Origin of the sequence: Streptomyces sp. ISL-1, assembly GCF_018614585.1 — a bacterium.
GTDB classification, from domain to species: domain Bacteria; phylum Actinomycetota; class Actinomycetes; order Streptomycetales; family Streptomycetaceae; genus Streptomyces; species Streptomyces maoxianensis.
In genome coordinates this window covers 27,980-46,803 of record NZ_JAGGOI010000013.1, presented here as the reverse complement: position 1 = coordinate 46,803, position 18,824 = coordinate 27,980, and the positions used below count along the sequence as shown (strand labels likewise).

Here is an 18,824-nt window from a genome sequence, read left to right as displayed (position 1 = left end):
CTGTGCGCCGCGGACGCCGCCTCGCGATCGACGTCGGGGATGCCCGGATCGGGGTCGCCTCGTGCGACCCCGACGGGGTCCTCGCCACTCCGGTCGAGACCGTGCCGGGACGCGACGTCCCGGCAGCCCACCGGCGGCTGAAGCAGCTCGTCGAGGAATACGAACCGATCGAGGTCGTCGTCGGCCTGCCCCGCTCGCTCAGCGGCGGGGAGGGCCCGGCCGCGGTCAAGGTCCGCGGCTTCGCCCAGGAGCTCGCGCGGGGCATCGCCCCCATTCCGGTCCGACTCGTCGACGAGAGGATGACCACAGTGACGGCCAGTCAGGGGCTGCGCGCTTCGGGCGTGAAGTCCAAAAAGGGCCGTTCCGTCATCGACCAGGCTGCCGCGGTGGTGATCCTTCAGAACGCTCTGGAGTCCGAACGGGCGGCGGGTGCTGCTCCGGGCGAGGGCGTCGAAGTGGTTGTCTGATCGCGATACGGTAACGTTCCGCGCGATGCGGCGATGTTCGAACAGCTGCCGCACAGCAAAGAGGCCGGCCCGTTCGGCGTCTGCCTCGCGGCCCTAGGGGATCGATGACTGAGTATGGCCGGGGCCCCGGCTCCGAACCGTGGCATCCCGAGGACCCTTTGTACGGGGACCAGGGATGGGGAGGACAGCAGGCCGCAGCCGGCGAGACTCCGTACGGCGGCCAGCCGCAGCAGCAGTACCCGCAGCAGCCGCAGCAGTACGGCGCCCAGAACGACCCGTACCAGCAGCAGTACAACGAGCAACAGCAGCGCTACAACCAGCAGCAACAGCAGCAGTACAACCAGCAGCAACAGCAACAGCAGTACAACCAGCAGCAACAACAACAACAACAGCAGCAGTACAACGGCGGCTGGGACACCGGCCAGCAGGCGGCCATGCCGTACGGCAATCCGGCCGACACCTACGGCGGTCAGCAGCCCGGCTACGGCGACCAGGGCGGCGACTACTACGCCACGCCCGAGGCCTATCCGCCGCCCCAGCCCCCGGGCCGCCGCCGGCCGGAGCCCGAGCCCACGACCGACTGGGATGCCGAGGCGGCCCAGGAGGAGACACACCCCTTCTTCACCGGCGACGACGGCCGTGACGACGACGGCGAATACGACGACGACCCGCGTGAGACGCGCAGGGGCGGCGGCCGTGAGCGCCGCGGCAAGACCAAGAAGAAGAGCAGGAACGGTTGCGCATGTCTGGTCGTCGCGCTGGTGCTGGCCGGCGGTGTCGGCGGCGTCGGCTATTTCGGCTACCAGTTCTGGCAGGGCCGGTTCGGCGAGGCCGAGGACTTCAAAGGCGCCGGCAGCGGCTCGGCGCAGGTGGAGATCCCCAAGGGAGCGGGCCTCGGGGAGATCGGCGGCATACTCAAGGAGGCCGGTGTCGTCAAGAGCACGGGTGCCTTTGTCTCGGCGGCCAACAACGATCCGAAGGGCAAGTCGATCCAGGCGGGCATCTACCTCCTCAAGAAGGGGATGTCGGGAGCGAGCGCCGTTGAACTGATGCTCAATCCGGCCAGCCGCAACAACTTGATCATCCCCGAGGGCAAGCGGAACGTCTGGGTCTACGAGCAGATCGACAAGCGCCTGGAGATCAAGGCCGGCACCACCAAGGCCGCCGCCAAGGCGAATGCGAAGCGGCTCGGGCTGCCGGACTGGGCCGCCGACAACCGGCAGATCAAGGACCCGCTCGAAGGCTTCCTGTTCCCCGCGAGCTATCCCGTCGCCAAGGGCATGAAGCCGGAAGCCGTCCTGCAGAGGATGGTGGCCCGGGCCAACGAGGAGTTCGGCAAGACGGACCTCAAGGCCGAGGCCCGCAGGCTCGGCCTCGGGTCGCCGCTCCAGGTGCTCACCGTCGCGAGCCTCGTGCAGGCCGAAGGCAAGTACAAGCATGATTTCGACAAGGTCTCGCGGGTCGTCTACAACCGGCTCAAGCCGAACAACGCCGAGACGGTCGGCCGGCTCGAATTCGACTCCACGATCAACTACATCAAGAGCGACAGCAGGCTCGACCTCGGCGCTGTCGACAATCTGCGCAAGATAAAGGATCCGTACAACACGTACGACATAAAGGGTCTGCCGCCGGGTCCGATCGGCAATCCGGGGCAGTCCGCCTTCAGCTCGGCTCTCAAGCCCGCGTCCGGCCCCTGGTACTACTTCGTGTCGATCACCGAGGACAAGACGCTCTTCGCGGTCACCAACGAGGAGCACGAGCGCAACCGTAGGAAGTACGAAGCGGAGCAGGAGAAGTCCGGCCAGTGAGCACTCCGAAGCGGCGTGCGGCGGTCCTCGGATCGCCGATCACCCACTCGCTCTCCCCGGTGCTGCACCGCGCGGCCTATGCGGAACTCGGCCTCACCCACTGGTCGTACGACCGTTTCGAGGTGGACGAGGCAGGTCTCCCGGGATTCCTGGCGGGGCTCGACAGCTCCTGGGCCGGGCTGTCGCTGACGATGCCGCTCAAGCGCGCGGTCCTTCCGCTGCTCGACGGCATCAGCGACACCGCGGCCTCGGTCGAAGCCGTCAACACCGTTGTCTTCACCGAGGACGGCCGCCGCGTCGGCGACAACACCGACATCCCCGGCATGATCGCCGCACTGCGCGAGCGCGGCGTCGACAAAGTCGAATCGGCCGCTGTGCTGGGCGCGGGCGCGACAGCCTCGTCCGCTCTCGCCGCGCTCTCACAGATCTGCACGGGGCCTGTCACCGCCTATGTACGCAGCGCCGCCCGGGCCGGGGAGATGCGCGGCTGGGGCAACCGGCTCGGCGTCGACGTGCGCATCGCCGACTGGGCGGAGGCCGATGTGGCCCTGCGGGCGCCGCTGGTCATCGCCACCACCCCGGCGGGTACGACCGATGCCCTTGCGGCCGAGGTGCCCGAGAGGCCCGGCACGCTGTTCGACGTCCTGTACGAGCCGTGGCCGACGGGCCTGGCCGCCCGCTGGTCCGCGCGGGGCGGAGCCGTCGTCGGGGGCCTCGATCTCCTGGTCCACCAGGCAGTTCTTCAGGTCGAGCAGATGACCGGACGCGCACCGGCCCCGCTGGAGGCCATGCGGCGCGCGGGAGAACGGGCGCTCGAAGCCCGGTAGGGTCCGCCCGCGCGGCGTCCGGTTGCTGGACCGGAGAGCGGGGCACGGGCCCGGACGTGGGAGGATCGAGTCAGGCGTGCCAGGGCCGCGCACCCGGTCGCGCCGTCGCAGTTCCAGGCGCGAGCATGAGGAGCACCGTTGAGCAGGTTGCGTTGGCTGACGGCGGGGGAGTCGCACGGACCCGCACTGGTGGCGACGCTGGAGGGTCTTCCCGCCGGTGTCCCCATCACCACCGAGATGGTGGCGGACCACCTCGCCCGGCGGCGCCTCGGCTATGGACGCGGTGCGCGGATGAAGTTCGAGCGCGACGAGGTCACCTTCCTCGGTGGCGTACGGCACGGACTGACCATGGGCTCGCCGGTGGCGGTCATGGTGGGCAACACCGAGTGGCCGAAGTGGGAGCAGGTCATGTCGGCCGACCCGGTCGACCCCGATGAACTCGCCAAGCTGGCCCGCAACGCACCTCTGACCCGGCCGCGGCCCGGTCACGCCGATCTGGCGGGGATGCAGAAGTATTCGCTCGACGAGGCCCGGCCGATCCTGGAGCGGGCCAGCGCCCGCGAGACGGCCGCCCGGGTCGCGCTGGGAGCGGTCGCCCGCTCCTACCTCAAGGAGACGACGGGTATCGAGATCGTCTCCCATGTCGTGGAGCTGGCCGCGGCGAAGGCTCCGTACGGCGTCTACCCCGAGCCCTCCGACGAGGCGAAGCTCGACGCCGACCCGGTGCGCTGCCTGGACGCGGACGCGTCGAAGGCGATGGTCGCCGAGATCGACCAGGCCCACAAGGACGGCGACACCCTTGGCGGTGTGGTCGAGGTGCTGGCGTACGGGGTGCCGGTGGGCCTCGGCTCGCATGTGCACTGGGACCGCCGGCTGGACGCCCGGCTCGCCGCGGCGCTGATGGGCATCCAGGCCATCAAGGGCGTCGAGGTCGGCGACGGTTTCGAGCTCGCGCGAGTGCCGGGATCGAAGGCGCACGACGAGATCGTGCCGACCGCGGACGGAATCCGCCGCACCTCCGGCCACTCCGGCGGTACGGAGGGAGGCATGTCGACGGGTGAACTGCTGCGAGTACGGGCCGCGATGAAGCCGATCGCGACCGTGCCGCGCGCGCTGGCCACCGTCGATGTCGCCACCGGTGAGGTCGCGGCGGCCCATCACCAGCGTTCCGATGTGTGTGCCGTGCCGGCCGCGGGGATCGTCGCCGAGGCGATGGTCGCGCTTGTGCTCGCGGACGCGGTCGCCGAGAAGTTCGGCGGCGACAGCGTGACCGAGACCCGCCGCAACGTCCGGTCCTACCTCGACAACCTGCGCATCCGGTGAACGCGCCACTGACGCCGCTGATCGTCCTGGTCGGCCCCATGGGCTCGGGCAAGTCCACCGTCGGCGGGCTGCTCGCCGAGCGGCTCGGCGTGCCCTACCGGGACACCGACGCCGACATCGTCGCGGCCCACGGCCGGGAGATCGCGGACATCTTCGTCGACGAGGGCGAGGCGTACTTCCGCGGGCTCGAAAAGCAGGCCGTACGAGTCGCGGTCGCCGAACACCGGGGCGTGCTCGCGCTCGGCGGCGGCGCGATCCTCGACGACTCGACCCGCGAGCTGCTGGCCGGACTCCCTGTCGTCTACCTCTCGCTGGACGTGGAGGAGGCGGTCAGGCGGGTCGGCCTCAACCAGGCGCGCCCGCTCCTCGCTGTCAATCCGCGCCGCCAGTGGCGGGAGCTGATGGACGCGCGCCGCCACCTGTACACCGAAGTCGCCCGTATTGTCGTCGCCACCGACGACCGCACCCCCGAAGAGGTCGCCCAAGCGATCCTCGACGCCCTGAAGCTGGAGAAGCAGGCATGACGGACCAGGCTGTGACCCGTATTCAGGTCGGCGGTACGGAAGGCTCCGATCCGTACGAGGTGCTGGTCGGCCGTCAGCTGCTCGGCGAGCTCCCGGGGCTGATCGGCCGCGCCCAGCGGGTGGCTGTGCTGCACCCCGAGGCGCTGGCCGGCACCGGCGAGGCGATCCGCGAGGACCTGGCTTCCCAGGGGTACGAGGCGATCGCGATCCAGCTGCCGAACGCCGAGGAGTCCAAGACCGTCGAGGTCGCCGCGTACTGCTGGAAGGCACTGGGCCAGACCGGGTTCACCCGCAGCGACGTCATCGTCGGCGTCGGCGGCGGCGCCACCACCGACGTCGCGGGCTTTGTGGCCGCGACGTGGCTGCGGGGCGTGCGCTGGATCGCCCTGCCGACGACCGTGCTCGGCATGGTCGACGCGGCCGTCGGCGGCAAGACCGGCATCAACACCGCCGAGGGCAAGAACCTCGTGGGCGCCTTCCACCCGCCCGCCGGAGTGCTGTGCGATCTCGCCGCGCTGGACTCGCTGCCCGTCAACGACTACGTCAGCGGCATGGCCGAGATCATCAAGGCGGGCTTCATCGCCGACCCGGCGATCCTCGACCTGGTCGAGGCCGACCCGCAGGGCGCGCGCTCTCCCGCCGGTCCGCACACCGCCGAGCTGATCGAGCGCTCGATCCGGGTGAAGGCCGAGGTCGTCTCCAACGACCTCAAGGAGTCCGGGCTGCGCGAGATCCTCAACTACGGACACACGCTCGCCCACGCCATCGAGAAGAACGAGCGCTACAAGTGGCGGCACGGCGCGGCCGTCTCGGTCGGCATGGTCTTCGCCGCCGAACTGGGCCGGCTGGCAGGCCGGTTGGACGACGCGACCGCCGACCGGCACCGCTCCGTCCTGGAGTCCGTCGGACTGCCGCTCACCTACCGGGGCGACCAGTGGCCCAAGCTCGTGGAGACCATGAAGGTGGACAAGAAGTCCCGCGGCAATCTGCTGCGCTTCATCGTGCTCGACGGCCTCGCCAAGCCGACTGTGCTGGAGGGCCCGGACCCGGCGGTGCTGCTCGCCGCGTACGGAGAGGTGTCCGCATGACCCGCCGGGTGCTCGTCCTCAACGGCCCCAACCTCGGGCGGCTCGGCTCCCGAGAGCCCGACGTCTACGGCGCGACCTCCTACGCGGGTCTGGTGGAGACCTGCCAGGCGCTCGGCAAGGAGCTCGGGTTCGACGTCGACGTACGTGAGACGAACGACGAGGGCGAGATGATCCGCTGGCTGCACGAGGCTGCGGACGGCTCAATTCCGGTCGTTCTCAACCCCGGTGCCTTCACGCACTACTCGTACGCGATGCGCGACGCGGCCGCCCAGCGGACCGCCCCGCTGATCGAGGTGCACATCTCGAATCCGTACACGCGGGAGACATTCCGGCACACTTCGGTGGTCGCGGCGGTCGCCAGCGGCACGGTCGCGGGCTTCGGCATCGGCTCGTATCGCCTCGCTCTGCGCGCCCTGGCCGAGGAATTGACTGGCTGACAGGGCACTTCGGGCCTTCCCCGGCCGTTCACGCAGGGGGCGGACGGGAAGGTACCGTTCGGTAGCAAGGCGGCCGAGTGCCGCCTGACCAGCGTCAGTCGTACGAGACGGAGTGGCACCGGATGCAGCACGCAGTGGGGGCTCCGCTGCCGCCGCCCCAGGGACCGGGGCACGGCCCGGCCGGATGGACACACAGCGCCCAGCACCCGGGCGCTCCTGCCGGGCCGCCGCCCACGGGGCCTGCCGGACCGCCTCCCGTGGCTCCCGCGGGTCCTGCGCACCCGCAGGGCCGGCCGCCCGCCGCGCCCGCGGGTTCTCCGCCGCCTCAGGGCCGGCCGCCCGCGCATCCGCCGCAGGGGCAGCCGCACGGCGGGCATCCCGCCCCCGGCTGGTCGGGTCCCGCCCCCCAGCAGGCCTCCGCGCCGGCGTCCCGGGAGACGACCGGGCACATCCCGCTGCCGCCCGGCGGCCCGGTTCCCATACCCGCCCCGCCGCTCTCCGACAGCGGCACCGGCGTGGCCACCCTCGCCGTCCTGCTCATCGGCCCGGCCGGCGCAGGCAAGACGACTGTGGCCCGGCACTGGGCCACCAGCCGCCGCGTCCCCACCGCGCACATCAGCCTCGACGACGTACGCGAATGGGTCTGCTCCGGCTTCGCCGACCCCCAGTCCGGCTGGAACGACCACTCCGAGGCGCAGTACCGCCTGGCCCGCCGCACCTGCGGCTTCGCCGCCCGCAACTTCCTGGCGAACGGCATCTCCTGCATCCTTGACGACGCGGTCTTCCCGGACCGGCCGGTCGTCGGTCTCGGCGGCTGGAAGCGTCATATCGGCCCGGGCCTGCTGCCCGTCGTTCTGCTCCCCGGCCTCGAGATCGTGCTGGAGCGCAACGCCGAGCGCAGCGGCAACCGTCGCCTTTCGGACGAGGAAGTCGCCGGCATCCACGGCCGGATGGCCGGTTGGTACGGATCCGGGCTGCCGATAATTGACAACTCCAAGTACGACGTGGAGACCACCGCCCGGGTGCTCGACGACGTCCTGGCGCGGTCCATCGCGAGCCCGCCGAGCTGGTAGCCCGGGCATACGCGGGCCGTGTCCCGGCAGCCGACCCGTGCGCACCCCCGGTCGGACGCGCTGACCAGGCCGAGCCGCGCAACCGCTCGTAGGCTCGTGACATGTCAGAGGTGTATGGGGTCCGCCGCGACCGGCTGCGTGACCAGTGCGCGGCCACCGGCAGCGCCGGGGCCCTGGTCTCCCGCCCCGCCAACGTCCGCTATCTGGCGGGCGGCGCGCCGCCCGGCGCCGTGCTGCTGCTCGGCCCCGGCGAGGACCACCTGCTCTGCCCCCGTACACCCACCGGAGACCCCGCCTACGGCCGCCTTGACGAGCAGCTGCGGCTGACGGTCCTGCCGACCTCGGCCGGCGATCCGGCGGTCGCGGCCGGCGAGCTCGCGCGGACCGTCGGCGTGGAGAGTCTCGCCGTCGAGGAGCACCATCTGACCGTGGCGAGGCACCGGGCGGTCGGCTCGGTCGCGCCCCGGCTGCGTCTGGCCGACCTCGGCCTCGCAGTGGAGCATCAGCGGCTCGTCAAGGACGAGGAGGAGATCGCCTGCCTGCGGATCGCGGCCGAGATCACCGACCAGGCCCTCGGCGAACTGCTGGAGTCGATCCTGGTGGGCCGCACCGAACGGCATCTCGCCCTCGAGCTGGAGCGCCGGCTCGTCGACCACGGCGCCGACGGCCCCGCCTTCCCGACCTCGGTCGCCACCGGACCCAACTCGGGCTGCGGCGGTCACCGTCCCACCGACCGCAGGGTCGAGGAAGGTGATTTCCTGGCCGTCTGCGTGGGCGCCAACTACCGCGGCTACCTCTGCGAGATCGGCCGTACATTCGTGATCGGTACGACCCCGGCGGACTGGCAGATCGAGCTGTACGACATTGTCTTCACCGCTCAGCGGGCCGCCCGGGAGTCTCTCTCACCGGGCGCCGCGTATCGCGATGTGGACCACGCGGCCCGCCAGATCCTGGACTCCGCGGGCCATGGCGAGGGCCTCCCGCCGCTCACCGGGCACGGGGTGGGGCTCGAAATCGACGAGGAGCCGCAGCTGGCCCCTGCGGCCATGGGTAAACTGGACGCTTGTGTGCCGGTCACCGTCGAACCGGGGGTCCACCTCCCGGGCCGGGGCGGTGTCCGGATCGATGACACGCTCGTCGTGCGCCAGGTGGCGGACGGCGGACCCGAGCTACTCACCATCACGACCAAGGAGCTGCTCGCGCTCTAGCTCAGCTGAGCGCGCGTCCTCGGTCGTCCACCAGCGTCAGTCCAGGAGATTCCGCAACCGTGGCTTCCACGAACGACCTCAAGAACGGCATGGTGCTCAAGCTCGACGGAGGCCAGCTCTGGTCCGTCGTCGAGTTCCAGCACGTCAAGCCCGGCAAGGGCCCTGCCTTTGTGCGCACCAAGCTCAAGAACGTGCTTTCCGGCAAGGTCGTCGACAAGACCTTCAACGCCGGTGTAAAGGTCGAGACGGCCACCGTAGACCGCCGCGACATGCAGTTCTCGTACATGGACGGCGACTACTTCGTCTTCATGGACATGCAGACGTACGACCAGCTGCACATCGAGCGCAAGGCCGTCGGTGACGCCGCCAACTTCCTGATCGAGGGCTTCACCGCCAGCGTGGCCCAGCACGAGGGCGCGGTGCTCTATGTCGAGCTGCCCGCCGCCGTCGAGCTGACCATCCAGCACACCGACCCCGGCGTCCAGGGGGACCGCTCCACCGGCGGCACCAAGCCCGCCACCCTGGAGACCGGCTTCGAGATCGGTGTCCCGCTCTTCATCACCACCGGTGAGAAGATCAAGGTCGACACCCGCTCCGGTGAGTACCTCGGCCGGGTGAACAGCTAACCGTGGCTGCCCGGAACAAGGCCCGCAAGCGCGCCTTTCAGATCCTCTTCGAGGCCGACCAGCGCGGTGAGTCCGTGCAGACGGTCCTCACGGACTGGCTGCGGCACGCGCGGACCGACGACAGGCAGCCGCCGGTCGGCGAGTACACCATGGAGCTCGTCGAGGGGTACGCGCAGTACGCGGACCGGATCGACGACCTCATCGCCACCTACTCTGTCGGCTGGACCCTCGACCGGATGCCGGCCGTCGACCGCAACATCATCCGGCTCGGCGCGTACGAGCTGGTGTGGGTGGACGAGACCCCGGACGCGGTGGTGATCGACGAGGCGGTGCAGCTCGCCAAGGAGTTCTCCACCGACGAGTCCCCGTCGTTCGTGAACGGCCTGCTCGGCCGCTTCAAGGACCTCAAGCCGAGCCTGCGGCGCGACTAGCCCCCAGCAGGCTCCACCAGGCCCGAAGCCGAAGATGAACCATCTTCCGCTTCGGGCCTGGTGCATGTCCGCACGGTCCGAACGCCATGAGACGCAATGAGACACAAGGGGAACGCGGGGAAACGCAATGGAGGGCGAACCCGCACATGACGGGTTCGCCCTCCGATGTGACGTTTCTCCTGAAGTGGCGTCAGCCCTCTTCGTGGCCCACCGCGCGCCGCGCCTCCGCGTCCAGCACGCCCCAGCTGATGAGCTGCTCGGTCAGAACCGAGGGCGACTGGTCGTAGATGACGGCCAGGGTGCGCAGGTCGTCCTGGCGGATCGACAGCACCTTGCCGTTGTAGTCGCCGCGCTGGGACTGGATCGTGGCGGCGTAGCGCTGCAGCGGGCCCGCCTTCTCCTGCGGCACATGGGCAAGCCGCTCCAGATCCAGGACGAGCTTCGGCGGCGGCTCGGCGGCCCCGCCCGGCGTGGTGCCAGGAAGCAGTTCCTGCACCGGGACGCCGTAGAAGTCCGCCAGCTCGGCGAGGCGCTGCACGGTCACCGCGCGGTCGCCACGCTCGTACGAACCGACTACAACGGCCTTCCAGCGGCCCTGGGACTTCTCTTCCACGCCGTGGAGGGAAAGCCCCTGCTGGGTGCGGATGGCGCGGAGCTTGGCCCCGAGCTGTTTTGCGTATTCGCTGGACATATAGCTCCCCGGACGCTGTGACAACGTGCGGCTCCGCCGCGCGGCTGGTAACTCACTGTGAGGTTACGCAGCGTTACTTGGATGCGTCAAGCCGAAAAGGTCCGACCGGTATCCGCCTGCGGCGGGACCGGGGGCCCGCGACCGGGCCCCGCAAGGCCCTGATAACGTGGGTGGCGCAATTTAGACGTCCTTTAAGATCCGTCCCGTGAGGCGGAGAAGGAGGTCCGTTTTCATATGGACACCAAGAACAATTCCGATTCGGCACGCCCCGTTCTCGAGGCCCCCGACATCGCGCGGGTTCTGACCCGCATCGCCCACGAGATCGTCGAACGCGCCAAGGGCGCCGACGACGTGGTGCTTCTCGGCATTCCGACCCGCGGTGTGTTCCTCGCCCGCCGGCTGGCCGACAAGCTCGAAGAGATCACCGGCCGCAAGATCCCGGTCGGCTCGCTCGACATCACCATGTACCGCGACGACCTGCGCCTGCGGCCTCCCCGCACGCTGGCCCGCACCGAGATCCCCGGTGACGGCGTGGACGGCCGGCTGGTCGTACTCGTCGACGACGTGCTCTTCTCCGGTCGCACCATCCGCGCCGCCCTCGACGCGCTCGGCGACATCGGCAGGCCGCGCGCCGTGCAGCTCGCCGTCCTGGTGGACCGAGGCCACCGCGAACTCCCGATCCGCGCCGACTACGTCGGCAAGAACCTCCCCACGTCGCTGCGGGAGACGGTCAGGGTCCTGCTCGCCGAGGAGGACGGCCGCGACTCGGTGCTTCTCGGCGAGCGACGCGAGAGCGGGGACCCGTCGGCCGAAGGCCGGGGGAGCGAGACCGCCCCGGCCGGCGAGCAGTAGCACCTCTCCGTACGCCCCCGAATCCCGTACGGACGTGCCACCTGCGCGCCCGCATGCCGCTGTGCTTGTCCGGGCCGCATCCCGAGCGGCTCCCCGCAGGCCCGGACCCACGACCTCCAGACAACGGAGCACACCCAGATGAAGCGCCACCTCATCTCGGCCGCCGACCTCACCCGCGACGACGCCGTTCTGATCCTCGACACCGCCGAGGAGATGGCCCGGGTCGCCGACCGGCCGATCAAGAAACTGCCGACCCTGCGCGGCCGCACCGTGGTCAACCTCTTCTTCGAGGACTCGACACGGACCCGGATCTCCTTCGAAGCCGCCGCCAAGCGGCTCTCCGCCGACGTCATCAACTTCTCCGCCAAGGGGTCCTCGGTCTCCAAGGGCGAGTCGCTCAAGGACACCGCGCTGACCCTGGAGGCGATGGGCGCGGACGCCGTCGTCATCCGGCACGGCGCGTCCGGAGCCCCCTACCGGCTCGCCACCTCCGGCTGGATCGACGGCGCAGTCGTCAACGCCGGCGACGGCACGCACGAGCACCCCACGCAGGCACTGCTCGACGCCTTCACCATGCGCCGCCGCCTGGTCGGCGCGGACGCCGGCACAGGGCGTGGCCTGGACGGCCGCCGGATCACGATCGTCGGCGACATCCTGCACAGCCGGGTGGCCCGCTCCAACGTCCTGCTGCTGCACACCCTCGGCGCCCAGGTCACCCTGGTCGCCCCGCCGACCCTGGTTCCGATCGGCGTCGAGAACTGGCCGTGCGAAGTGTCGTACGACCTCGACGCGGTGCTGCCGAAATCCGACGCGGTGATGATGCTGCGCGTCCAGCGCGAGCGGATGAACGCCGCCTTCTTCCCGACCGAGCGTGAGTACTCCCGCCGCTACGGCCTTGACGGCGACCGCATGGCCCGGATGCCGGAGCACGCCATCGTCATGCACCCCGGCCCGATGAACCGCGGCATGGAGATCACCGCCGAGGTCGCCGACTCCGACCGCTGCACGGCCGTCGAGCAGGTCGCCAACGGCGTCTCGACCCGCATGGCCGTCCTGTATCTGCTTCTGGGCGGCAACGAGTCCGCCGTCAGCCCCACCAACGCGCGCACCGAGGAGAACAAGTAACCATGAGCAAGATCCTTATTCGCGGCGCGAAGGTGCTGGGCGGCGAGACGCGGGACGTCCTGATCGACGGCGAGACCATCGCCGAGGTCGGCACGGACCTCGAAGCCGGGGACGCGACGGTGGTCGAGGCCGCAGGACAGATCCTGCTGCCCGGTCTCGTGGACCTGCACACCCACCTGCGCGAGCCCGGTCGCGAGGACTCAGAGACCGTCCTCACCGGCACCAGGGCGGCCGCTGTCGGCGGCTTCACCGCCGTACACGCGATGGCAAACACCTTCCCGGTCGCCGACACGGCCGGCGTCGTCGAGCAGGTCTACCGCCTCGGCAAGGAGTCCGGCTACTGCGACGTGCAGCCCATCGGCGCCGTCACTGTGGGCCTGGAGGGCAAGAAGCTCGCCGAGCTCGGCGCCATGCACGACTCCGCCGCCGGTGTGAAGGTCTTCTCCGACGACGGCAAGTGCGTCGACGACGCAGTGATCATGCGCCGCGCCCTGGAGTATGTGAAGGCGTTCGACGGCGTCGTCGCCCAGCACGCCCAGGAGCCCCGCCTCACCGAGGGCGCCCAGATGAACGAGGGCATCGTCTCCGCCGAGCTCGGCCTCGGAGGCTGGCCGGCGGTCGCCGAGGAGTCGATCATCGCCCGCGATGTCCTCCTCGCCGCCCACGTGGGCTCCCGCGTCCACATCTGCCACCTCTCCACCGCGGGCTCGGTCGAGATCGTCCGCTGGGCCAAGTCCAAGGGCTGGAACGTCACCGCCGAGGTCACCCCGCACCACCTGCTGCTCACGGACGACCTGGTACGTACGTACAACCCCGTCTACAAGGTGAACCCGCCGCTGCGCACCGAGGCCGACGTTCTGGCCCTGCGCGAGGCTCTCGCCGACGGCACCATCGACTGCGTCGCCACCGACCACGCCCCGCACCCGCACGAGGACAAGGACTGCGAGTGGGCCGCGGCCGCCATGGGCATGGTGGGCCTGGAGACCGCGCTCTCCGTCGTCCAGCAGACGATGGTCGACACCGGGCTGCTCGACTGGGCCGCGGTCGCCGACCGGATGTCCTTCCGCCCGGCGCAGATCGGCCGTCTGGACGGCCACGGCCGCCCCGTCTCGGCAGGTGAGCCCGCGAACCTCACGCTCGTCGATCCGGCATACCGTGGACTCGTGGACCCCGCGGGCTTCGCCTCCCGCAGCCGCAACACCCCCTACCAGGGCCGTGAGCTGCCGGGACGAGTGACCCACACCTTCCTGCGGGGCCGTGCCACGGTCGTCGACGGGAAGCTCGCGTGACAACTCTCATCATCCTGGCCGCCGGGGAGAAGTCGGCGGAGGTGACCAACTGGGCCGGACGCATCGCCTGGGTCGTCGGACTGCTGCTCTTCATCGCGTTCGTCTACTGGCTGATGCGCCAGGGATGGAAGTGGCGCGGCAGTCTCCAGTCCGACCTGCCCGAGCTGCCCGCCGTGCCCGAGGCGCCGGGCGAGGCGACACTTGAGCTGACCGGCCGCTACCACGGCTCCACGACCGCGGGGCAGTGGCTGGACCGGATCGTGGCCCACGGCCTCGGTGTACGCAGCCGGGCCGAGCTCAGGCTCACGGACGCGGGACTGGAGGTCGTACGCCCCGGGGCGCGGGACTTCCTCGTGCCGACGGCGGCCCTGCGCGAGGCCAGGCTGGACAAGGGCATCGCGGGCAAGGTCCTCGCCGAGAACGGGCTGCTGGTCGTCACCTGGGCGCACGGCGACAGGCTGATCGACTCCGGCTTCCGCTCCGACCACGCGGCCGAGCACGCCGCCTGGGTCGAGGCGATCAACACCAAGAGCACTGTGAACGGCACGACGGAAGGCACCGCACGATGACGACCTCCAATCCGGGGTACGCCTCGACGAGGCAAGGGGCGTCTCCCGCCGTACTCGTCCTGGAGGACGGCCGCACCTTCCGCGGTCGCGCCTACGGGGCCGTGGGGGAGACCTTCGGTGAGGCGGTGTTCAACACCGGCATGACCGGTTACCAGGAGACGCTCACCGACCCCTCGTACCACCGCCAGGTCGTCGTGATGACAGCCCCGCACATCGGCAACACCGGCGTCAACGACGAGGACGCCGAGTCCAGGCGGATCTGGGTCGCCGGCTATGTCGTCCGCGACCCCGCTCGGGTGCCCTCCAACTGGCGCTCGCGGCGCTCCCTGGGCGACGAGCTCGTCGCCCAGGGCGTCGTGGGCATCAGCGGCATCGACACCCGTGCGCTCACCCGCCATCTGCGTGAGCGCGGCGCGATGCGCGTCGGCATCTTCTCCGGCGAGGCGCTCGCCGACGAGGCCACGCTGCTCGCGCGGGTGCAGGGAGCCCCGCAGATGAAGGGCGCGAACCTCTCCGCCCAGGTGGCGACCACCGAGGCATACGTCGTCCCGGCGATCGGCACCAAGCGCTTCACCGTCGCCGCCATAGACCTCGGCATCAAGGGCATGACCCCGCACCGGCTGGCCGAGCGCGGCATCGAGGTGCACGTCCTGCCCGCCACCGCCACGGTCGAGGACGTGTACGCCGTGAACCCCGACGGCGTGTTCCTCTCCAACGGTCCCGGCGACCCCGCGACCGCCGACCTGACCGTGGTCAAGGCCGTACTGGAACGCAGGACGCCGCTCTTCGGCATCTGCTTCGGCAACCAGCTGCTGGGCCGCTCGCTCGGCTTCGGCACGTACAAGCTGAAGTACGGCCACCGCGGTATCAACCAGCCCGTGCAGGACCGCGCCACCGGCAAGGTCGAGATCACTGCGCACAACCACGGGTTCGCCGTCGACGCGCCGCTCGACAAGGTGTCGAAGACCCCCTACGGCCGCGCCGAGGTCTCCCACGTCTGCCTCAACGACAACGTGGTGGAGGGCCTGAAACTGCTCGACCAGCCGGCCTTCAGCGTCCAGTACCACCCCGAGGCGGCCGCGGGCCCGCACGACGCCGCGTACCTCTTCGACCGTTTCGTATCCCTGATGGAGGGCCAGCGTGCCTAAGCGCTCCGATATCCAGTCCGTCCTGGTCATCGGCTCCGGCCCGATCGTCATCGGCCAGGCTGCCGAGTTCGACTACTCCGGCACCCAGGCCTGCCGCGTCCTCAAAGCCGAGGGTCTGCGCGTCATCCTGGTGAACTCCAACCCCGCGACGATCATGACCGACCCGGAGATCGCCGACGCCACGTACGTCGAGCCGATCACCCCGGAGTTCGTCGAGAAGATCATCGCCAAGGAGCGCCCCGACGCGCTGCTGCCCACCCTCGGCGGCCAGACCGCGCTCAACACCGCGATCTCCATGCACGAGCAGGGTGTGCTGGAGAAGTACGGCGTCGAACTCATCGGCGCCAATGTCGAGGCGATCAACAAGGGCGAGGACCGAGAGCTGTTCAAGGGCGTCGTCGAGGCCGTCAAGGCCAAGATCGGGCACGGCGAGTCCGCACGCTCGGTCATCTGCCACTCCATGGACGACATCCTGGCGGGCGTGGACGAGCTCGGCGGCTACCCGGTCGTCGTCCGCCCCTCCTTCACCATGGGCGGCGCCGGTTCCGGCTTCGCCCACAACGAGGACGAGCTGCGCCGTATCGCGGGACAGGGCCTCACGCTCTCGCCGACCACCGAGGTGCTCCTGGAGGAGTCCATCCTCGGCTGGAAGGAGTACGAGCTCGAGCTGATGCGCGACAAGAACGACAACGTCGTGGTCGTCTGCTCCATCGAGAACTTCGACCCCATGGGCGTGCACACCGGCGACTCGATCACCGTCGCGCCCGCGATGACGCTGACGGACCGTGAGTACCAGCGGCTGCGCGACGTCGGTATCGCGATCATCCGCGAGGTCGGCGTGGACACCGGCGGCTGCAACATCCAGTTCGCCGTCAACCCCGACGACGGCCGGATCATCGTTATCGAGATGAACCCGCGGGTGTCGCGCTCCTCGGCGCTGGCATCGAAGGCCACCGGCTTCCCGATCGCCAAGATCGCCGCCCGTCTCGCCGTCGGCTACACCCTCGACGAGATCCCCAACGACATCACCGAGAAGACCCCGGCGTCCTTCGAGCCCACGCTCGACTACGTCGTCGTCAAGGTGCCGCGCTTCGCTTTCGAGAAGTTCCCCTCCGCCGACGCCACCCTCACCACCACCATGAAGTCGGTCGGCGAGGCCATGGCGATCGGCCGGAACTTCACCGAGGCGCTGAACAAGGCCCTGCGCTCGCTGGAGAAGAAGGGCTCGCAGTTCTCCTTCACCGGCGATCCCGGCGACAAGGGCGCGCTGCTGCTGGCCTCGAAGGTCCCCACCGACGGCCGGATCAACACCGTCATGGAGGCCATCCGGGCGGGCGCCACGCCCGAAGAGGTCTTCGAAGCGACGAAGATCGACCCCTGGTTCGTCGACCAGCTCTTCCTGATCAAGGAGTACGCCGACGAGCTCGCCGCCGCCGAGAAGCTGGACCCCGAGCTGCTCGCCGAAGCAAAGCGGCACGGCTTCTCCGATGTCCAGATCGCCGAGATCCGCGGGCTGCGCGAGGACGTCGTACGCGAGGTCCGGCACGCGCTGGGCATTCGCCCGGTCTACAAGACGGTCGACACTTGCGCCGCCGAATTCGCCGCGAAGACCCCGTACTTCTACTCCTCCTACGACGAGGAGAGCGAGGTCGCGCCGCGCGAGAAGCCCGCCGTGATCATCCTCGGCTCGGGTCCCAACCGCATCGGCCAGGGCATCGAGTTCGACTACTCCTGCGTCCACGCCTCCTTCGCGCTGAGCGACGCGGGCTACGAGACGATCATGGTCAACTGCAACCCCGAGACCGTCTCCACCGACTACGACACCTCCGACCGGCTCTACTTCGAGCCGCTCACCCTGGAGGACGTCCTGGAGATCGTCCACGCCGAGTCCAAGGCCGGCCCCATCGCGGGCGTCATCGTCCAGCTCGGCGGCCAGACCCCGCTGGGCCTCGCGCAGGCACTCAAGGACAACGGCGTGCCGATCGTCGGCACCTCCCCCGAGGCCATCCACTCCGCCGAGGACCGCGGCGCCTTCGGCCAGGTGCTCGCCGAGGCCGGACTCCCGGCCCCCAAGCACGGCACCGCGACCACCTTCGCCGGGGCCAAGGCCATCGCCGACGAGATCGGCTACCCCGTCCTCGTACGCCCGTCGTACGTGCTGGGCGGGCGCGGCATGGAGATCGTGTACGACGAGGCCCGCCTCGAGTCGTACATCGCCGAGTCCACCGAGATCAGCCCCACCCGTCCGGTGCTGGTCGACCGTTTCCTCGACGACGCGATCGAGATCGACGTCGACGCGCTCTACGACGGCACCGAGCTCTACCTCGGCGGCGTGATGGAGCACATCGAGGAGGCCGGCATCCACTCCGGCGACTCGGCCTGCGCACTGCCCCCGATCACGCTCGGCGGCTTCGACATCAAGCGGCTGCGGGCTTCGACCGAGGCCATCGCGCGCGGCGTCGGGGTGCGCGGACTGATCAACATCCAGTTCGCGATGGCCGGGGACATCCTCTACGTCCTCGAGGCCAACCCGCGTGCCTCGCGCACCGTCCCCTTCACATCGAAGGCGACCGCCGTGCCGCTGGCGAAGGCCGCCGCCCGCATCTCGCTCGGCTCGACCATCGCCGAGCTGCGCGCGGAGGGCCTGCTGCCCGCCAACGGCGACGGCGGGACGCTCCCGATGGACGCGCCGATCTCCGTCAAGGAGGCCGTGATGCCGTGGTCGCGCTTCCGCGACATCCACGGCCGCGGCGTCGACACCGTCCTCGGCCCCGAGATGCGCTCCACCGGTGAAGTCATGGGCATCGACACGGTGTTCGGCACGGCGTACGCCAAGTCCCAGGCGGGCGCGTACGGTCCGCTGCCCACCAAGGGCCGCGCCTTCATCTCCGTCGCCAACCGCGACAAGCGCTCGATGATCTTCCCGGCCCGTGAACTGGTCGCGCACGGCTTCGAGCTGCTCGCCACGTCCGGCACGGCCGAGGTGCTCAAGCGCAACGGCATAAACGCCACCGTCGTGCGCAAGCAGAGCGAGGGCGCCGGCCCGAACGGCGAGCGGACCATCGTCCAGCTCATCCACGACGGCGATGTCGACCTCATCGTCAACACCCCCTACGGCACCGGCGGCAGGCTCGACGGCTACGACATCCGTACGGCGGCGGTGGCGCGCTCCGTGCCGTGCCTGACCACGGTCCAGGCCCTCGCCGCCGCTGTCCAGGGCATCGACGCGCTCAACCGCGGAGACGTGGGCGTGCGTTCACTCCAGGACCACGCGGAACACCTGACCGCGGCCCGCGACTAGCAATCGGGGAGGGGGACACCGGAAACGGTGTCCCCCT

General features: G+C 70.0%; 18 protein-coding genes. 17 read left to right on the top strand and 1 reads right to left on the bottom strand.

Features of this window, described 5'->3' with window-relative positions; translation table 11 throughout:
• Window positions 1-2: 2 nt before the first annotated feature.
• From ruvX to nusB, 11 genes are all read left to right on the top strand, one after another.
• Window positions 3-467 (top strand): Holliday junction resolvase RuvX, encoded by a 465-nt coding sequence (gene ruvX, locus J7E87_RS11240; protein ID WP_215092639.1) that lies wholly within the window; start codon window positions 3-5, stop codon window positions 465-467.
• A gap of 104 nt (window positions 468-571) precedes the next feature.
• Window positions 572-2,275, top strand: coding sequence for an endolytic transglycosylase MltG (gene mltG / locus J7E87_RS11235; protein ID WP_215092637.1), 1,704 nt, complete (start codon window positions 572-574; stop codon window positions 2,273-2,275).
• Window positions 2,272-3,102: a shikimate dehydrogenase gene (locus tag J7E87_RS11230; RefSeq protein WP_215092635.1), complete on the top strand. Its 831-nt coding sequence runs from the start codon at window positions 2,272-2,274 to the stop codon at window positions 3,100-3,102. Before mltG ends, J7E87_RS11230 begins: the two co-directional genes overlap by 4 nt.
• A 138-nt stretch (window positions 3,103-3,240) precedes the next feature.
• Window positions 3,241-4,425: a chorismate synthase gene (aroC, locus tag J7E87_RS11225; RefSeq protein WP_215092633.1), complete on the top strand. Its 1,185-nt coding sequence runs from the start codon at window positions 3,241-3,243 to the stop codon at window positions 4,423-4,425.
• A gap of 38 nt (window positions 4,426-4,463) precedes the next feature.
• Window positions 4,464-4,949, top strand: coding sequence for a shikimate kinase (locus J7E87_RS11220; RefSeq protein ID WP_215092657.1), 486 nt, complete (start codon window positions 4,464-4,466; stop codon window positions 4,947-4,949).
• Entirely contained in the window at window positions 4,946-6,037 is a 1,092-nt protein-coding gene (aroB, locus tag J7E87_RS11215) for a 3-dehydroquinate synthase (protein WP_215092631.1), read from the top strand. Before J7E87_RS11220 ends, aroB begins: the two co-directional genes overlap by 4 nt.
• Entirely contained in the window at window positions 6,034-6,474 is a 441-nt protein-coding gene (gene aroQ, locus J7E87_RS11210) for a type II 3-dehydroquinate dehydratase (RefSeq protein ID WP_215092629.1), read from the top strand. The genes aroB and aroQ overlap by 4 nt, the downstream gene beginning before the upstream one ends.
• A gap of 122 nt (window positions 6,475-6,596) precedes the next feature.
• On the top strand, window positions 6,597-7,547 hold the full coding sequence (locus J7E87_RS11205; protein WP_215092627.1) for an AAA family ATPase: 951 nt from the start codon (window positions 6,597-6,599) through the stop codon (window positions 7,545-7,547).
• A gap of 101 nt (window positions 7,548-7,648) precedes the next feature.
• On the top strand, window positions 7,649-8,755 hold the full coding sequence (locus J7E87_RS11200) for an aminopeptidase P family protein (RefSeq protein WP_215092625.1): 1,107 nt from the start codon (window positions 7,649-7,651) through the stop codon (window positions 8,753-8,755).
• 59 nt (window positions 8,756-8,814) lie between these two features.
• Window positions 8,815-9,381 carry an elongation factor P gene (gene efp, locus J7E87_RS11195; RefSeq protein ID WP_215092623.1) on the top strand — a complete coding sequence of 189 codons (567 nt, stop codon included), beginning with the start codon at window positions 8,815-8,817 and terminating at the stop codon, window positions 9,379-9,381.
• A 2-nt stretch (window positions 9,382-9,383) separates the two neighbouring features.
• Entirely contained in the window at window positions 9,384-9,812 is a 429-nt protein-coding gene (nusB, locus tag J7E87_RS11190) for a transcription antitermination factor NusB (RefSeq protein ID WP_215092621.1), read from the top strand.
• A gap of 190 nt (window positions 9,813-10,002) precedes the next feature.
• Here nusB and bldD read toward each other — a convergent pair whose 3' ends face one another.
• On the bottom strand, window positions 10,003-10,503 hold the full coding sequence (gene bldD, locus J7E87_RS11185; RefSeq protein WP_215092619.1) for a transcriptional regulator BldD: 501 nt from the start codon (window positions 10,501-10,503) through the stop codon (window positions 10,003-10,005).
• Between the two features lie 234 nt (window positions 10,504-10,737).
• On the opposite strand from bldD, the gene pyrR reads away from it, so the two are divergent.
• From pyrR to carB, 6 genes are all read left to right on the top strand, one after another.
• Window positions 10,738-11,355 (top strand): bifunctional pyr operon transcriptional regulator/uracil phosphoribosyltransferase PyrR, encoded by a 618-nt coding sequence (pyrR, locus tag J7E87_RS11180; RefSeq protein ID WP_215092617.1) that lies wholly within the window; start codon window positions 10,738-10,740, stop codon window positions 11,353-11,355.
• A gap of 138 nt (window positions 11,356-11,493) precedes the next feature.
• Window positions 11,494-12,480 carry an aspartate carbamoyltransferase catalytic subunit gene (locus J7E87_RS11175; RefSeq protein WP_215092615.1) on the top strand — a complete coding sequence of 329 codons (987 nt, stop codon included), beginning with the start codon at window positions 11,494-11,496 and terminating at the stop codon, window positions 12,478-12,480.
• 2 nt (window positions 12,481-12,482) lie between these two features.
• A complete protein-coding gene (locus tag J7E87_RS11170) occupies window positions 12,483-13,769 on the top strand; it encodes a dihydroorotase (protein ID WP_215092613.1) in 1,287 nt (428 codons plus the stop codon).
• A complete protein-coding gene (locus J7E87_RS11165) occupies window positions 13,766-14,338 on the top strand; it encodes a hypothetical protein (RefSeq protein ID WP_215092611.1) in 573 nt (190 codons plus the stop codon). Before J7E87_RS11170 ends, J7E87_RS11165 begins: the two co-directional genes overlap by 4 nt.
• Entirely contained in the window at window positions 14,335-15,486 is a 1,152-nt protein-coding gene (gene carA / locus J7E87_RS11160) for a glutamine-hydrolyzing carbamoyl-phosphate synthase small subunit (protein ID WP_215092609.1), read from the top strand. The genes J7E87_RS11165 and carA overlap by 4 nt, the downstream gene beginning before the upstream one ends.
• On the top strand, window positions 15,479-18,787 hold the full coding sequence (gene carB, locus J7E87_RS11155) for a carbamoyl-phosphate synthase large subunit (RefSeq protein WP_215092607.1): 3,309 nt from the start codon (window positions 15,479-15,481) through the stop codon (window positions 18,785-18,787). Before carA ends, carB begins: the two co-directional genes overlap by 8 nt.
• Window positions 18,788-18,824 lie beyond the last annotated feature (37 nt).

What these genes read in the sequence shown, in the direction of transcription:
- J7E87_RS11220 (WP_215092657.1), top strand. Translation starts at nt 4,464, where the DNA reads ATGGGCTCGGGCAAGTCCACCGTCGGCGGGCTGCTCGCCGAGCGGCTC.
- bldD (WP_215092619.1), bottom strand. Translation starts at nt 10,503, where the DNA reads ATGTCCAGCGAATACGCAAAACAGCTCGGGGCCAAGCTCCGCGCCATC.
- aroQ (WP_215092629.1), top strand. Translation starts at nt 6,034, where the DNA reads ATGACCCGCCGGGTGCTCGTCCTCAACGGCCCCAACCTCGGGCGGCTC.
- J7E87_RS11175 (WP_215092615.1), top strand. Translation starts at nt 11,494, where the DNA reads ATGAAGCGCCACCTCATCTCGGCCGCCGACCTCACCCGCGACGACGCC.
- J7E87_RS11170 (WP_215092613.1), top strand. Translation starts at nt 12,483, where the DNA reads ATGAGCAAGATCCTTATTCGCGGCGCGAAGGTGCTGGGCGGCGAGACG.
- aroB (WP_215092631.1), top strand. Translation starts at nt 4,946, where the DNA reads ATGACGGACCAGGCTGTGACCCGTATTCAGGTCGGCGGTACGGAAGGC.
- J7E87_RS11200 (WP_215092625.1), top strand. Translation starts at nt 7,649, where the DNA reads ATGTCAGAGGTGTATGGGGTCCGCCGCGACCGGCTGCGTGACCAGTGC.
- carA (WP_215092609.1), top strand. Translation starts at nt 14,335, where the DNA reads ATGACGACCTCCAATCCGGGGTACGCCTCGACGAGGCAAGGGGCGTCT.
- mltG (WP_215092637.1), top strand. Translation starts at nt 572, where the DNA reads ATGACTGAGTATGGCCGGGGCCCCGGCTCCGAACCGTGGCATCCCGAG.
- J7E87_RS11205 (WP_215092627.1), top strand. Translation starts at nt 6,597, where the DNA reads ATGCAGCACGCAGTGGGGGCTCCGCTGCCGCCGCCCCAGGGACCGGGG.
- pyrR (WP_215092617.1), top strand. Translation starts at nt 10,738, where the DNA reads ATGGACACCAAGAACAATTCCGATTCGGCACGCCCCGTTCTCGAGGCC.